Source organism: Citrobacter sp. CRE-46 (genome assembly GCF_059615875.1).
Genome location: NZ_CM184341.1, coordinates 1,149,177 through 1,165,188, shown reverse-complemented (window position 1 = coordinate 1,165,188; position 16,012 = coordinate 1,149,177). Strand labels below are relative to the sequence as shown.

The window sequence follows — 16,012 nt, the reverse complement described above, 5'->3', positions numbered from 1 at the left end:
CTATGAAACCTCGTCAGCGTCAGGCTGCCATACTGGAGCACCTGCAAAAGCAGGGAAAATGCTCGGTTGAAGAACTGGCCCACTACTTTGACACGACCGGCACAACCATTCGCAAAGACCTGGTCATTCTGGAAAATGCTGGAACCGTCATTCGTACCTATGGCGGCGTAGTGTTGAACAAAGATGAATCTGACCCGCCCATCGATCACAAAACCCTAATTAACACGCATAAAAAAGAGCAGATCGCTGAAGCCGCCGTCCGTTATATCCATGATGGCGACTCCATCATTCTGGATGCGGGCAGTACCGTATTGCAGATGGTGCCGATGCTTACCCGCTTTAGCAACATCACCGTCATGACCAACAGTCTGCACATTGTTAATGCCCTTTCGGAGCTGGACAACGAGCAAACCATCCTGATGCCTGGCGGGACCTTTCGCAAAAAATCTGCGTCATTTCACGGTCAACTGGCAGAAAACGCCTTTGAGCAATTCAGCTTTGATAAACTCTTCATGGGGACCGACGGTATTGACCTCAATGCCGGCGTGACCACCTTTAATGAGGTCTTTAGCGTCAGTAAAGCGATGTGCAATGCCGCTCGCGAAGTGATTCTGATGGCTGACTCCTCAAAATTTGGGCGTAAAAGCCCTAATGTTGTGTGCAGTCTGGAAAGCGTTGACAAGCTGATTACCGATGCGGGTATTGACCCTGCATTTCGTCAGGCGCTGGAAGCAAAAGGGATTGAAGTAATCATAACCGGAGAAACCAATGAGTGATGCACTACTGAACGCGGGCCGTCAGACGTTAATGCTGGAACTGCAGGAAGCCAGTCGACTGCCGGAGCGACTGGGCGATGATTTTGTCCGCGCCGCCAATACTATCATCCACTGTGAAGGCAAAGTCATTGTCTCCGGGATTGGCAAATCAGGCCATATTGGCAAAAAAATTGCTGCGACCCTCGCCAGTACCGGCACCCCTGCCTTTTTTGTGCATCCGGCGGAAGCGCTGCATGGCGACTTAGGCATGATTGAAAGCCGCGACGTGATGCTGTTTATCTCTTACTCCGGCGGCGCGAAAGAGCTGGATCTCATCATTCCGCGCCTGGAAGACAAATCCGTCGCCCTGCTGGCCATGACCGGAAAACCAACCTCGCCGCTGGGCCTGGCGGCCAAAGCCGTGCTGGATATTTCTGTTGAACGTGAAGCCTGCCCGATGCGCCTGGCGCCGACCTCCAGCACCGTGAACACGCTGATGATGGGCGACGCGCTGGCAATCGCCGTGATGCAGGCGCGCGGCTTTAACGAAGAAGATTTTGCCCGCTCGCATCCGGCTGGCGCGCTGGGCGCTCGTCTGTTAAATAAAGTGCATCACCTGATGCGCCGTGACGAGGCCATTCCGCAGGTAACGCTGACCACCAGCGTCATGGACGCGATGCTGGAACTCAGCCGCACGGGTCTTGGTCTGGTGGCTGTCTGTGATGACGCGTCACTGGTGAAAGGCGTCTTCACTGACGGCGACCTGCGTCGATGGTTGGTAGGCGGCGGCGCGCTCACCACGCAGGTTAGCGAAGCAATGACCCATAATGGCATTACGCTGCAGGCGCAGAGCCGCGCCATTGACGCCAAAGAGATCCTGATGAAACGCAAAATCACTGCCGCACCGGTGGTAGATGAAAACGGGAAACTCACCGGCGCTATCAACCTGCAGGATTTCTATCAGGCCGGTATTATCTAATCCTTCAGCCCCAGGCGTTTCGCCAGCCGGTGCAGGTTGGCGACGTCTGTTTCCAGCGCCCGCGCGCTTGCCGCCCAATTGTGATTATTTTGCGCCAAGGCCCGGCGGATCATCTCGCGCTGAAATGACTCCGTTGCCTCACGCAAATTGTGATGCTGCGGGATCTCTGCCACGACGTCCGGCTGCGGTACAGGGCTTTCATTCTGCAAGGCAAAATGCTGTGCCTCCAGCACCACCTCATCCCCTGCCCGGGTAGCCCTTGCCAGCACAACCGCCCGATGAATGGCATGTTCCAGCTCGCGCACGTTTCCGGGCCAGCCGTAACTCAGCAGATGATTACGCGCGCCGGGGCTTAACACAACGCGGGAAAGTCCCAGCCGCAGCCGACATTGCTCGCAAAAATAGCCTGCCAACAGCACTACATCTTCGCCGCGCTCACGCAGTGGCGGCACGGAAAGGGGAAAAACGCTCAGGCGATGAAACAGATCCGCGCGAAAATTCCCCGCCAGCACCTCTTCTCGTAAATCACGATTGGTCGCCGCCAGTACGCGCACGTCAACGCGCAGGCTGCGATCGTCCCCTACGCGCTGAATATCGCCATACTGCAATACGCGCAGCAGCTTGGCCTGCAGCGCCAGCGAGAGTTCGCCAATCTCGTCGAGAAACAGCGTGCCGTTATCCGCCATTTCAAACTTACCGCTACGATTACTGATAGCCCCGGTAAAAGCCCCTTTTACGTGACCAAAAAGTTCACTTTCCGCCACGCTTTCGGGCAACGCCGCGCAGTTGAGATACACCAGCGGATTCACCGCACGCGGCGAACCTTCATGAATCGCTTTGGCTACCAGCTCCTTCCCGGTCCCGGTTTCGCCACTGATCAGTACGTTGAGATCGGACCCTGCCACAATCTCAATCTCTTTTTTCAACTGCATCATATTGGGCGACAGGCCAATCATCTGGGTTTCCGTCACCTGCTCGAAAGCCGTCGACGAACCCGGCAGCATATTCTGGCTTTCCAGTTGTTCAATCAGCAACGCATTACTCAGCGCCCCCGCAGCCAGAGCGGCAATTAGCCTAAGCTCTTCATCGCTGAAGACATCGAACTGATCGGGCTCCATGCCATCCAGCGTTAACGCGCCAATCAGACTTTGTCCGGCAAACAGCGGCAACCCGATGCAGGCATGCACTTTCAGGCTCTCCTGACCCGGGATTAACCCGTCATAAGGATCGGGCAGATCGCTGTCGGCAGGAAAACGTACCACGTCCCCGGCGCGGGCAATCGCCTCCAGCCGCGGATGTCCCTCCAGCGTGAAGCGGCGGCCGAGGACATCCTGCGCCAGGCCATCGATAGCCAGCGGGATAAACTGTCGCGACTCGTAGCGCAGCAGTGCCGATGCATCGCACTCCAGCACCTGGCGCAAGGTCGTGATCAGGCGCTGAAAACGGTCCTGATGACCGATACCGCTTTGTAATTCAATGGCGATACCCGCCAGCACATCTACTGAAAAGCTCATGGCAACCTCATTGTCATTTTGACAATTCATATTGTCATATTGACAATAAAATAAACAGTCATTTTGACTACCACTTTATAGGCAATAAATAATAAATCATTAAAAATCAAACAACTAAAAAGTTGGCACACAACCTGCAATTAACAAAATATCTTTTTAGAAAAACGCTGAATTAATTGAGGTTGCTATGTCTATTCTGGTTAAAAATAACATTCATTGGGTTGGCCAACGTGACTGGGAAGTGCGAGATTTCCACGGCACTGAATACAAAACGCTGCGCGGTAGCAGCTACAACAGCTATCTCATCCGTGAAGAAAAAAACGTGCTGATCGATACAGTAGACCATAAGTTTAGCCGTGAATTCGTGCAGAACCTGCGCAGTGAAATTGACCTCGCGGATATCGACTACATCATCATTAACCACGCGGAAGAAGATCACGCCGGTGCGCTGACCGAACTGATGTCCTGCATCCCGGACACGCCAATTTACTGCACCGCTAACGCGATTGATTCCATCACCGGCCACCACCATCATCCGGAGTGGAACTTCAACGTGGTGAAAACCGGTGATTCTCTGGACATCGGCAACGGCAAACAACTGATTTTTGTTGAAACGCCGATGCTGCACTGGCCTGACAGCATGATGACCTACATGACCGGCGATGCGGTACTGTTCAGTAACGATGCCTTCGGCCAGCATTACTGCGACGAACGTCTGTTCAATGATGAAGTTGACCAGACCGAACTGTTCGAACAATGCCAACGCTACTACGCCAACATCCTGACCCCGTTCAGCCGTCTGGTGACGCCGAAAATCACTGAAATCCTCGGCTTCAATCTGCCGGTCGATATGATTGCCACCTCCCACGGTGTGGTATGGCGCGACAACCCAACGCAGATCGTTGAGCTGTACCTGAAATGGGCGGCCGATTATCAGGAAGACCGCATCACCATCTTCTACGACACCATGTCCAACAACACCCGCATGATGGCGGACGCCATTGCCCAGGGCATCAATGAAGTTGACCCGAACGTGGCGGTGAAAATCTTTAACGTCGCCCGTAGCGACAAAAACGACGTCCTGACCAACGTCTTCCGTTCTAAAGGCGTACTGGTCGGTACTTCCACCATGAACAACGTGATGATGCCTAAAATCGCCGGACTGGTGGAAGAGATGACTGGCCTGCGTTTTCGTAACAAACGCGCCAGCGCCTTTGGTTCTCACGGCTGGAGCGGCGGCGCAGTTGACCGCCTGTCCACCCGTTTACAAGATGCCGGTTTTGAGATGTCGCTTAGCCTGAAGGCGAAATGGCGTCCGGATCTGGATGCGCTGGAACTGTGTCGTCAGCACGGTCGTGAAATTGCACGTCAGTGGGCGCTTGCTCCGCTACCGGAAACGACCGTCAAAGCGGCAACCAAAGAAGAAGAGTGCGCTTGTGCCGCTGCGGCTGCGGCTGACCTCGGCCCAAGCATGCAGTGCAGCGTGTGCCAGTGGATTTACGATCCAGCAAAAGGCGAACCGTTGCAGGATGTCGCGCCAGGTACCCCATGGAGCGATGTGCCGGATAACTTCCTGTGCCCGGAATGTTCATTAGGTAAAGACGTCTTCGACGTACTGGCAACGGAGGCAAAATGAGCCACGGAATTGTCATTATTGGTTCGGGCTTCGCCGCCCGCCAGTTAGTCAAAAATATCCGTAAACAGGATGCAACTGTTCCGTTGACCCTGATTGCCGCTGACAGCATGGATGAGTACAACAAGCCCGATCTCAGCCACGTTATCAGTCAGGCACAGCGTGCAGACGACCTCACCCGCCAGTCGGCGGGGGAGTTTGCCGAACAGTTTAATTTGCGCCTGTTCCCCTACACCTGGGTGACCGACATCGACACCGATGCCCACATCGTGAAAAGTCAGGACCAACAGTGGCAGTACGACAAGCTGGTGCTGGCGACGGGGGCTTCAGCCTTTGTGCCTCCAGTTACCGGACGTGAGTTAATGCTCACATTGAACAGCCAGCAAGAATACCGCGCCTGTGAAACGCAACTGCGTGATGCCCAGCGGGTACTCATTGTCGGCGGCGGTCTGATTGGCAGTGAGCTGGCGATGGATTTTTGTCGTGCCGGTAAAGCGGTAACGCTTATCGACAACGCCGCCAGCATTCTGGCCTCGCTGATGCCACCGGAAGTCAGCAGTCGCTTACAGCATCGTCTGACCGATATGGGTGTGCATCTGCTGCTGAAATCACAGCTTCAGGGTCTGGAAAAAACTGAATCGGGTATTCGCGCCACGCTCGATCGTAGTCGCAGCGTAGAAGTCGATGCGGTGATCGCCGCCACCGGTCTGCGCCCGGAAACGGCGCTGGCGCGTCGTGCCGGATTGAGCATTAATCGTGGCGTCTGCGTCGACAGCTATCTGCAAACCAGCCACCCGGACATTTATGCCCTCGGCGACTGTGCGGAAATTAACGGTCAGGTGCTGCCGTTCCTGCAACCGATTCAACTGAGCGCCATGTATCTGGCGAAAAACCTGCTCGGCGGCAATGCTCCGCTGAAGCTGCCTGCCATGCTGGTAAAAGTTAAAACGCCGGAACTGCCATTGCATCTGGCGGGGGAAACCCAGCGTCGCGATCTGAGCTGGCATATTGCCGCGGAAGCGCAAGGTATGGTGGCCAGAGGAATGAACGACGAAGGCCAGCTATGTGCGTTTGTGGTCAGTGAAGACCGGATGAAAGAGGCCTTTGCGCTGCTGAAAACGTTGCCCTTGTAAGTCTGTGGTGCCGGATGGCGCCGCTTCGCGCCTTATCCGGCCTACAAATAGATGCTCACTTGTAGGCCGGATAAGGCGCAGCCGCCATCCGGCACCTTACCCTTAAGCTAACGCTCGCGCCGCGGCAATCACGCCCTGCCCCAGCGATAATCCCCCATCACCCGCCGGCAAACGCTGCGGGAACAGTAAGGTGAAATCAGTCAGATAAAATGCCAGCCGCGATGACAACAAACGGTTATGCATCACGCCACCGCTAAATACTAACGTCTTAACGCCACGCGCTTCAGCCTGCTCACGCATCAGCGTGGCAAACCCACACGCCAGCGCATCATGAAACGCCCACGCTCTTGCTGCAGGCGCCCCCTGCCAGTTCAGCCATTGCTGCCAAAAAACAGCCAGGTCAAGCTCATTACCTTGCAAGGGGATTGTTACCGGATGCTCAACGCCTTCACATTGCGATGCCAGTGCCTCCAGCGCGCAGGCGGCCTCGCCTTCATAGCTCAGCGAAGTCGGTGCGCACTGAAGCGCGGCGGCAACGGCATCAAACAGCCGTCCGCACGATGACGCCAGCGGCGCATTGATCCCCCGCTCAATGGCGCGTGCCAGCACGTTCCAGTTTTGCTGTTGCAGCGCCGATGTTTCCGGGAATCGCTGCCAGTCAGGGACAAAACGCAGACACTGCGCGAGCAGGTTACGCCACGGCTGCTTTGCCGCCAGATCGCCGCCCGCCAGCGCGACCGCGGGTAAGCCGCCCAGGTGTTCGCATTCACGATAGTTGACCCGCAAACACTCTCCGCCCCACAGCGCGCCGTTTTCACCCATGCCGATACCGTCTAACGTCAGAGCGATAACATCGCCACCGTCCAGCGGCCAACCGTGCTCGGCCATACACGCAGCGGCATGCGCATGGTGATGCAGCACCGTTTCGCTCGGCAGATTCATCTCACTGGCCCACTGGCTGGAAACATAGCCGGGGTGAGCATCATGCACGATACGCTGTGGCGTAAAGTCATAAATGTTCTGGATCAGGCGCAGCGCATTACGCCACTGCTGCTGGATGCCGTCATCGCTGAGATCGCCCAAATGCTGACTGATAACCGCCTGTTCGCCACGCACCAGACAGAAGGTATTTTTTAGATCCGCGCCTAAACACAGCATCGGCGGCACGTCACGAAAACCCGGCGGCAACGCGACCGCATCCGGCACGTAACCCCGCGAGCGGCGCAGCATTTCCCCACTTTCACGCACCACGGAGTCATCCATACGCTGCACAATTTCGCGGTTATGCAGCAGGAAACCGTCGGCAATCTCGCGTAAATCTTCCAGCGCCTGCGCGTTGGTAATGGCTGGCGGCCTGCCGCTGAGGTTGCCGGAGGTCATTACCAGCGGGCACTGCATCTCTTGTAACAGGAGATGCTGCAACGGATTCGCTGGCAGCATAACGCCAACTTCCGTTAACCCTGGCGCTATTCCCTCGCTCAATGCCGCTACATAGCGTTTTTGCACCAACACGATCGGCGCGGCAGGGGTGGTTAACAGACGACGCGCAGCTTCAGGCAGTCCGTCGTCAGCAGGCAACATCACCGCCAACGGTTTAGCCGGGCGATGTTTACGCAACCGGAGCAGCGCCACAGCATTATCATTTTGCGCATCGCAGACCAGATGAAAACCGCCAATGCCTTTCACAGCGACAATGCCGCCCGCTTTTAGCAACGCTACCGCCGCCTGCAGCGCCTCTTCTTTTTCCGCTCGCTCACCCGCGCTTAGCCACTCAAGATGTGGACCGCATTGCGGGCAGGCAACGGGTTGGGCGTGAAAGCGACGGTCATAGGGATCGCGATACTCTGTATCGCATTGCGCACAGAGAGGGAAGGACGCCATCACGGTAAACGGACGGTCGTACGGCATGGCACGGATAATCGTAAAACGCGGACCACAATGGGTACAGTTGATGAAGGGGTAGCGATAGCGACGTTCGCCGGGGGTGTTCATTTCAACAAGGCATTCGGGACAGGTCGCGGCGTCCGGTACAATTTGCGTATTCATCGTACCGCCTGCACTTTGGCGAATCGAGAAATCGGCAGGCTGCTGCGTCCAGGCGAATGGCTCGCTCTCAATGCTATCAATGCGCGCCAGCGGCGGACAATATTGATGCAATTGCGCAATAAACTCCGCCGGATCTTCCTGTAAGCGCACCACCACACCGTCACCGTCGTTGCACACGTCGCCATGCAGTTGCAGGCGCTGCGCCAGTTGCCAGACGAAGGGGCGAAACCCGACGCCCTGTACCTTGCCGCGAATACGCAGTTGTACGCCGGAGTGGTTATTGATTGTCATTATGTCCTTCCCGCAGTCATCTATCCCGGTTTGCCGGATGGCGCTACGCTTATCAGGCCTACGTGAATGCGAAAAGTAGGCCGGATAAGGCGAAGCCGCCATCCGGCATAAGTACTACCGTATTTTACGCGGACTTTTAGCGATCAGAACAGCAAAGATGCGGTGGAGTCCAGCGCCGCGCGGCGGCGTTTTTCAGCGCTCAGTTGCTCAAGCTTATTGCGATCCACATAAATCAGCGCGTGAGTCGGGCAGACTTCCATACAGGCAGGACCCGCTTCGCGGTGGTGGCACAGGTCGCACTTGTTGGCTTCGGCTTTTTCTGCACGAACGTTCAGGCCCGCGCCGCTGTTACGCACAACCGGACGCACGACAACTTCCATTGCCCCATAAGGACACGCCACCACGCAGGTTTTACAGCCAATGCAGCGTTCCTGCATCACGTGGACAAAGCCTTTATCACGGCTGATTGCTCCGTTCGGACAGACGTTAGCGCACGGCGCGTCTTCACACTGGCGGCACAGCGTCGCCGTGGAGACGTTAACGCCTTTGATGACGTGAATGCGGGGTAAAAAGGTTTCAGGGGTCAGCGATGCGCAGTCCTGGTTATCCTGATGGGATACTACGCAGGCCACTTCACAGGTACGGCAACCAATGCATTTATTGGCGTCTGCAATGATGAAACGGTTCATCAATTTCTCCAGCAATGACAGATTATCTGCCGAATATTCACGAATCGTGCCAAATTTTAATGCACTGTTATTAAAGGGTTTTTATTTTGATGGATGTGAGAATGGTGTGTCATCGTCACTAGTGACGATGACAAATGACAGCCGTCAGCGCGAAACGTATGGCGCAACAGAATCGCGCTGAATGAGTTCTCCGGTGAAGATTTTTGGCGGCGTAAATGCCCCGTCACCCAGCATAAATATCAGGCGACCAATCGTTTCCTGGATCATTTCCGTCACCGGAATTTTGACGCTGGAAAGCGCCGGAATAGTGTATGGCGCGATGGCGATATCATCGAAACCAATCACCGACACCTGGGCAGGCACACGGATACCCTGATCATGCAACTGCTTCATCGCGCCTATCGCCATATCATCATTGCTGGCCACCAGCGCGGTAAAATTGACCTTGCGTGAAAGCAGCGTATCAACGCCCGCGGCACCGCAGGCTGGCGTCCACTTTCCTTTGACAATCAAATCATTATTTAGCGAAATGCCATGCGCAGCCAGCGCGTCTTTATAGCCTGAGAGTCGTTCCACGCCGGTAGGCGAATCCATCGAGCCGGTAATAAAACCAATCTCCTGGTGCCCGGCGGCAATCAACTGCGCAACGGCGTTAAAGCTGGTTTGTTTTTGATCGCACCAGACGCTGTGGCTACTGTTTTTACGCAGCCGTCGATTAAGCACCATAATCGGCTGGGCGTGCGCGTCAATGATCTCGTCTATTTCATCCACGCTGAGAAAACGCGGATAGATCATAATCGCGTCACAGCGCAGGTCGAGTAAGTACTGGATCGCCTGACGCTCTTCCTCTGCGCTATGTTTACCATCAGCCAGCAACAACTGGCGCCCCTTATCCTCCGCCATCCGCGCGGTGTGAAACAGCAGCTCGCTGAAATAGACGCCATGATAAAGAGTATTGGTCACCACCAGACCCAGCGTCTGCGTGGTCTTCGCCGCCAGGCTGCGCGCCAGTAAATTAGGGCGGTAACCACTCTCTTCAATGGCCTGAAACACACGGTCTTTGGTTTCCTGGCTGACGTAACCGTTCCCGGAAAGCACCCGGGAAACCGTCGCTTTCGACACCCCGGCCCGCTTCGCCACCTCCAGCATCGTGGTCATAGTACTCATCCCTTTGCTCTTAATGTGACGCAGTGTACTGCACCGTTTCGCCGCTGTCCTCGCTGCTAAAACGCGGCGCCTGACATCTGGTGATCATCATCACAATTATAAAAACAATAAAAATTAATTCTTGTTTAATGAATATAAATTAAACATGATTTTGTGGAACCGGTTTCCTATCTGAGTTTCATCAACTCAGAAACGTGACCTGCGCAAACGGATAAAACATAACGTACCCTACTGATAAAACAGGATTAAATCCGATGTCCAAGAATTATGCAGCGCTAGCGCGCTCCGTTGTGACGGCTCTGGGAGGCGTCGACAACATCACAGCAGTGACCCACTGTATGACCCGTTTGCGTTTCGTTATCAAAGATGATGCGCAGGTCGATAGCGCGACGCTGAAAACGCTCCCTGGCGTGCTGGGCGTAGTACGTAACGATAATCAGTGTCAGGTGATCATCGGCAACACCGTTTCGCAGGCGTATCGCGAAGTTGTCAGCCTGCTACCTGCCAACATGCAACCTGCTGAGCCGCAAACCAAACCCCGGCTGACGCTGAAACGGATTGGCGCGGGAATCCTCGATGCGCTGATCGGTACGATGTCACCGCTGATCCCGGCAATTATCGGTGGATCAATGCTCAAGCTGCTGGCAATGGTTCTGGAAATGACCGGCGTGCTGGTGAAAGGATCGTCCACCCTCACCATTCTGACCGTTATCGGCGACGGCGCATTTTTCTTCCTGCCGCTGATGGTCGCCGCTTCGGCAGCCATCAAATTCAAAACCAACATGTCGCTGGCAATTGCTATTGCGGGTGTGCTGGTCCATCCCAGCTTTATCGATCTGATGGCAAAAGCCGCGCAGGGTGAGCACGTTGAGTTCGCCCTGATCCCGGTGACGGCGGTCAAATACACCTACACCGTGATCCCGGCACTGGTCATGACCTGGTGTCTGTCATATATCGAACGTTGGGTGGATCGTATCACGCCGGCAGTGACCAAAAACTTCCTCAAACCGATGCTGATCGTGCTGATCGCCGCCCCGCTCGCGATCGTTTTAATCGGCCCGATTGGTATCTGGATCGGTAGCGCAATTTCAGCGCTGGTCTATACCATTCACGGCTATCTCGGCTGGCTGTCGGTCGCCATTATGGGCGCACTGTGGCCGCTGTTGGTGATGACGGGTATGCATCGCGTGTTTACGCCCACCATTATCCAGACCATTGCCGAAACCGGTAAAGAAGGCATGGTGATGCCGTCTGAAATCGGCGCCAATCTGTCGCTGGGCGGTTCATCGCTGGCGGTGGCATGGAAAACCAAAAACCCGGAACTGCGTCAGACAGCGTTAGCGGCCGCCGCTTCAGCCATCATGGCAGGCATTTCCGAACCCGCGCTGTACGGCGTGGCGATCCGTCTGAAACGCCCACTGATTGCGAGCCTAATCAGCGGTTTTATCTGCGGTGCCGTTGCCGGTATGGCTGGACTGGCGAGTCATTCCATGGCGGCTCCTGGCCTGTTCACCAGCGTCCAGTTTTTCGATCCGGCTAATCCGATGACCATTGTCTGGGTGTTTGGCGTGATGGCGCTGGCGGTCGTGCTTTCCTTTGTATTAACACTGATTCTCGGCTTTGAAGATATTCCTGTCGAAGATGCTGCCGCGCAGGCCAGAAAAAATCAGGCCGCACAAGCGGGCAATATCAATGGAGCCAGCATTTGACTGGCATGAACTGAGGTTAACTATGTCTGTTTTTCCGCAAGGATTTTTATGGGGCGGCGCGCTGGCCGCCAACCAGTCTGAAGGGGCATACCGGGAAGGCGGTAAAGGGCTGACCACCGTCGATATGATCCCCCATGGCGAACACCGGATGCCGGTTAAACTGGGTCAGGAGAAGCGCTTTACGCTTCAGGACGACGAATTTTATCCCAGCCATCAGGCGATCGACTTTTATCATCGCTACAAGGAAGATATTGCGCTGATGGCGGAAATGGGGTTTACGGTTTTTCGCACCTCAATAGCCTGGAGTCGTCTCTACCCTAACGGCGACGAACTGGCGCCTAATGAAGAAGGTATCGCGTTTTACCGGGCCGTTTTTGCCGAGTGTAAAAAATATGGTATTGAGCCGTTAGTCACGCTATGTCACTTCGATGTGCCCATGCATCTGGTTACCGGGTACGGCTCCTGGCGGAACCGCAAAATGGTGGAGTTCTTTACCCGTTACGCCCGCACCTGCTTCGAAGCCTTTGACGGTCTGGTGAAATACTGGCTGACGTTCAACGAAATCAACATCATGCTGCACAGCCCTTTTTCAGGGGCCGGGTTGGTGTTTGAAGAGGGGGAAAATCAGGATCAGGTGAAATATCAGTCCGCCCACCACGAACTGGTTGCCAGTGCCCTGGCGACGAAAATCGCCCATGAAGTGAATCCGCAAAACCGGGTCGGTTGCATGCTGGCGGGCGGTAATTTTTATCCTTATTCCTGTAAACCAGAAGATGTGTGGACCGCGCTGGAAAAAGACCGCGAAAACCTGTTCTTTATTGATGTGCAGGCGCGCGGGGCTTATCCCGCCTACTCCGCCCGGGTGTTTCGCGAAAAGGGCGTGACGATAGAAAAAGCCGCGGAAGATGACGACATCCTGAAGAACACCGTCGATTTCGTCTCGTTTAGCTATTACGCATCACGCTGCGCCTCCGCTGACATGAACACGGGCAACACCAGCGCTGCCAACGTAGTGAAATCACTGCGTAATCCGTACATTGCCGCCAGCGAATGGGGCTGGGGTATCGATCCGCTTGGCCTGCGCATCACGATGAATATGATGTATGACCGTTATCAGAAGCCGCTGTTTCTGGTGGAAAACGGGCTGGGGGCGAAAGATGAAATGGATGCCAACGGCGAGATCAATGACGACTATCGCATTTGCTATTTACGCGAACACATCCGCGCCATGGCTGACGCCATTGAAGATGGTGTGCCGCTAATGGGTTACACCACCTGGGGCTGCATCGATCTGGTTTCCGCCTCAACCGGCGAGATGAGCAAGCGTTACGGTTTTGTGTATGTAGACCGGGACGATGCGGGCCAAGGCACGCTGGCGCGTACCCGCAAAAAATCATTCTGGTGGTACAAAAAAGTGATCGCCAGTAACGGGGCCGATCTGGCGTAATTCCCCAGCCGGAGGGTTTTGTAATCCTCCGGCAGAATCACCTATTTTCATTTCATGAATTGCATTCCAAATGTGGAATCTTCCTTCCAGTTTCCGGTTTGCTCTTGCGCATTTTTACTGGCATTTTATTCAGTAGTTTTGCTCTTATCCGTTCACCACAAGGAAGCTTTCATGTCTGATGAAAATGGCACAACAGCAGTGGTTATCACCAAACCCGTACGTCGTTTGAAAGTGGGCTATGTCAGAAAACGCCATGAAGATCGTAACACGGGTTTCACGCTCCGTATCAGTCGGCATGCCTCGCTAACGCTGAACGGCGACTGGCTGGAACAAGCGGGATTCCCTACCGGGACGGCAGTGAATGTTTCGGTGATGCAGGGGAAATTAATTATCGAGCAGGCAAGTGAAGAACAGAGTGTGTGAGGCTCAAAACAGGCCGGATGCCACTGGCATCCGGCGTTGGTAAGGTTACTCTTCTGGCGCTTCTAACCCGGAAAATCCACCGTGGCCTTCCCATCCGGCTAATCGTTGATAGACAGTCTCGACCGCATCTTTGATCGGCTGCGTCATCGGGTAATAAAAACCGACAATATCCGGCTGAATGCCGAGGAAGATCACCTCGCCAACATCCTCTTTTAGCTGATCGACCAGATAGTTCAGCGGCATGTTGTGGGTGGTCATCATGAACATTTCAGCAATATCATCCGGGTCGATAATGCGGATTTCACCCGGGTTTAACCCCATGTCGGTGGCATCCACAATCAACAGACGCTGCGGGCGCAGTTCACGGATAGCGACGATATCGTTTTCCGGCGCGCTGCCGCCGTCGATGACAACCCAGTTGCCCTGAGGATTGGCAGCGCACATTTCCGCCAGTAGCGGACCCGCGCCGTCATCGCCCATCATGCTGTTGCCGACACAAAGTAAAACGTCAGTCACGGTGTCTCCTCACCATCAGATAGATGGCGCTTTCCTGGTGTATATCATGCAGCATGCTGAGCATCAGCTTGCTCCACTCCTGCTGCTGCGGAGTCTGCACGGCACGCGCATCATCAAACGCGCGCGCCAGCATTTGCACATGGTTGAAATCGATGACGATCTCGCCATACTTCGGCACGCCTTCCATTTTCCGCCGGGCTTCGCTGCCCTCGGCAAGGGTGGCTATCCAGGCCAGATATTCATCCCACGGACAGGTTAACGCCGCTTCCAGGCAATCGATGATCCCAAGGTGGTGACCAATCGCCAGGCTGTAATAGACAACCTGCTGCGCCTCTGCGGGCGTCGCATCGTTCTCATCAATAAACTTACGGCTCAGTTGACTGAACACCACCGTTTCACTCATCGGATACGCGCCTCTTCGACTACATGGTTAAGATGCGTGACGATTTCGGTCAGACGCGGATCGTTTTCCGCTTCCAGCCAGCGCGCCACCTGATGTTCACCCTGCCCTAACTGCGTCATATAGTCATCAGCAATCTGGCGACCGTAGCGGTAACCCGCCAGACGGCGAGCTTCGCGGTCCACCTTCACACGCAGCGGTTGAACCATATCCGGATGCAGAATTTCAGCGGGCTGTTCGTCCAGTTCACCTGGCGCACGCGCATGAATTTTCTGTTCCAGCAGACCCAGCGCCATCGCAAAACCGTACAGCGTTGCCGCAGGCGTCGGCGGACAGCCAGGAATATACACGTCCACCGGTACGATTTTATCCGTGCCGCCCCATACGCAGTATAAGTCGTGGAAGATACCGCCGCTGTTGCCACAGGCGCCGTAAGAGATACAAATTTTCGGATCCGGCGCAGACTGCCAGGCGCGCAGCGCCGGAGAACGCATCGCGCGGGTTACCGCGCCGGTAAACAGCAGGATATCCGCATGACGCGGCGACGGTACCACTTTGATACCAAAGCGTTCGGCATCAAACAGCGGAGAGAGCGTGGCGAAAATTTCGATTTCGCAGCCGTTGCAGCCGCCGCAGTCCACACGATAAACATACGCTGAACGCTTGATGCTTTTCAGCAGCGATGCTTTCATGCTGGCAATGGATTCATCCACCGTCATCGGTACCGGAATACCGTTGGCGTCACGTGGGCCTAATAAATTGCTCATCAGCTGGCCTCTTTCATATGGCGAGTCAGTTCAATACGGTCAGACGGCACCAGACATTTCTGGCGCTTACAATCCGGGCAGGTCTCAAAGCTTTCACGGTGGTTTTCCGCGCGGCTGTCACCGTTGTGCTTGAGCAGCGCAATGGCGTAATCAATCTCTTTTTGTACCGCGAACGGGCGGTTACAGACGCGGCAGTTACACAGCGAAAAGCGAGACTGCTGCAGGAAATCTTCTTTCTTCCATACCGCCAGCTCATATTCCTGCGACAGCTTGATCGCCGCCGTCGGGCAAACTTCTTCGCAGCGGGCGCAGAAGATGCAACGACCGAGGTTGAACTGCCACGCCAGCTCATTGGTAACCAGATCGGTTTCAACCGTCAGCGCATTGGATGGACACGCATTGACACAGGCCGCGCAGCCAATGCACTGCTGCGGATTGTGCTCGGGTTTACCGCGGAAATTTTTATCGACCGCAATCGGCTCCAGCGGATACGACGACGTCGGCGCCCCGGTTTTGATGACTTTTTTGATAAAGGTAAACATG

General features: G+C 55.1%; 15 protein-coding genes. 7 read left to right on the top strand and 8 right to left on the bottom strand.

What is annotated here, in order from left to right; translation table 11 throughout:
- Positions 1–2: 2 nt before the first annotated feature.
- Together srlR and gutQ are read left to right on the top strand one after the other, a co-directional pair.
- Positions 3–776 (top strand): glucitol operon DNA-binding transcriptional repressor SrlR, encoded by a 774-nt coding sequence (gene srlR / locus AC534G_RS05525; protein ID WP_006687181.1) that lies wholly within the window; start codon positions 3–5, stop codon positions 774–776.
- The gene (gene gutQ / locus AC534G_RS05520) at positions 769–1,734 is read left to right on the top strand and encodes an arabinose-5-phosphate isomerase GutQ (RefSeq protein WP_110497050.1); all 966 of its coding nucleotides are present in this window, start codon (positions 769–771) and stop codon (positions 1,732–1,734) included. Before srlR ends, gutQ begins: the two co-directional genes overlap by 8 nt.
- Here the strand turns inward: gutQ and norR are convergent.
- A complete protein-coding gene (gene norR / locus AC534G_RS05515; protein WP_496594515.1) occupies positions 1,731–3,248 on the bottom strand; it encodes a nitric oxide reductase transcriptional regulator NorR in 1,518 nt (505 codons plus the stop codon). The genes gutQ and norR overlap by 4 nt on opposite strands.
- 187 nt (positions 3,249–3,435) lie before the next feature.
- On the opposite strand from norR, the gene norV reads away from it, so the two are divergent.
- Both norV and norW read left to right on the top strand, forming a co-directional pair.
- Positions 3,436–4,884: an anaerobic nitric oxide reductase flavorubredoxin gene (gene norV, locus AC534G_RS05510; RefSeq protein WP_110497046.1), complete on the top strand. Its 1,449-nt coding sequence runs from the start codon at positions 3,436–3,438 to the stop codon at positions 4,882–4,884.
- Positions 4,881–6,014: an NADH:flavorubredoxin reductase NorW gene (gene norW, locus AC534G_RS05505; protein WP_110497044.1), complete on the top strand. Its 1,134-nt coding sequence runs from the start codon at positions 4,881–4,883 to the stop codon at positions 6,012–6,014. Before norV ends, norW begins: the two co-directional genes overlap by 4 nt.
- Before the next feature lie 102 nt (positions 6,015–6,116).
- Here the strand turns inward: norW and hypF are convergent, their stop codons facing one another.
- From hypF to AC534G_RS05490, 3 genes are all read right to left on the bottom strand, one after another.
- Complete coding sequence (gene hypF, locus AC534G_RS05500) at positions 6,117–8,351, bottom strand: carbamoyltransferase HypF (protein ID WP_110497042.1); 2,235 nt, start codon at positions 8,349–8,351, stop codon at positions 6,117–6,119.
- 143 nt (positions 8,352–8,494) lie between these two features.
- Positions 8,495–9,040, bottom strand: coding sequence for an electron transport protein HydN (gene hydN, locus AC534G_RS05495; RefSeq protein WP_003037366.1), 546 nt, complete (start codon positions 9,038–9,040; stop codon positions 8,495–8,497).
- A gap of 144 nt (positions 9,041–9,184) precedes the next feature.
- Entirely contained in the window at positions 9,185–10,198 is a 1,014-nt protein-coding gene (locus AC534G_RS05490) for a LacI family DNA-binding transcriptional regulator (RefSeq protein WP_085048869.1), read from the bottom strand.
- A gap of 263 nt (positions 10,199–10,461) precedes the next feature.
- Here AC534G_RS05490 and ascF point away from each other — a divergent pair, with 263 nt between their 5' ends.
- The 3 genes from ascF to AC534G_RS05475 all read left to right on the top strand — a co-directional run bounded on the left by ascF (position 10,462) and on the right by AC534G_RS05475 (position 13,786).
- Complete coding sequence (gene ascF / locus AC534G_RS05485; protein ID WP_087856227.1) at positions 10,462–11,916, top strand: PTS cellobiose/arbutin/salicin transporter subunit IIBC; 1,455 nt, start codon at positions 10,462–10,464, stop codon at positions 11,914–11,916.
- Positions 11,917–11,938: 22 nt separating this feature from the next.
- Positions 11,939–13,363: a 6-phospho-beta-glucosidase gene (locus AC534G_RS05480; RefSeq protein ID WP_110498794.1), complete on the top strand. Its 1,425-nt coding sequence runs from the start codon at positions 11,939–11,941 to the stop codon at positions 13,361–13,363.
- A gap of 171 nt (positions 13,364–13,534) precedes the next feature.
- Complete coding sequence (locus tag AC534G_RS05475; RefSeq protein ID WP_038633077.1) at positions 13,535–13,786, top strand: SymE family type I addiction module toxin; 252 nt, start codon at positions 13,535–13,537, stop codon at positions 13,784–13,786.
- 45 nt (positions 13,787–13,831) lie between these two features.
- On the opposite strand, the gene hycI is transcribed toward AC534G_RS05475, so the two are convergent.
- The 4 genes from hycI to hycF are packed head-to-tail and all read right to left on the bottom strand — an operon-like array spanning position 13,832 to position 16,011.
- A complete protein-coding gene (gene hycI / locus AC534G_RS05470; protein ID WP_038633079.1) occupies positions 13,832–14,302 on the bottom strand; it encodes a hydrogenase maturation peptidase HycI in 471 nt (156 codons plus the stop codon).
- Positions 14,295–14,705: a formate hydrogenlyase maturation HycH family protein gene (locus AC534G_RS05465; RefSeq protein ID WP_003037385.1), complete on the bottom strand. Its 411-nt coding sequence runs from the start codon at positions 14,703–14,705 to the stop codon at positions 14,295–14,297. Before AC534G_RS05465 ends, hycI begins: the two co-directional genes overlap by 8 nt.
- A complete protein-coding gene (gene hycG / locus AC534G_RS05460; protein WP_003037388.1) occupies positions 14,702–15,469 on the bottom strand; it encodes a formate hydrogenlyase subunit HycG in 768 nt (255 codons plus the stop codon). The genes AC534G_RS05465 and hycG overlap by 4 nt, the downstream gene beginning before the upstream one ends.
- Positions 15,469–16,011 (bottom strand): formate hydrogenlyase subunit HycF, encoded by a 543-nt coding sequence (gene hycF, locus AC534G_RS05455; RefSeq protein ID WP_038633082.1) that lies wholly within the window; start codon positions 16,009–16,011, stop codon positions 15,469–15,471. Before hycF ends, hycG begins: the two co-directional genes overlap by 1 nt.
- Position 16,012 lies beyond the last annotated feature (1 nt).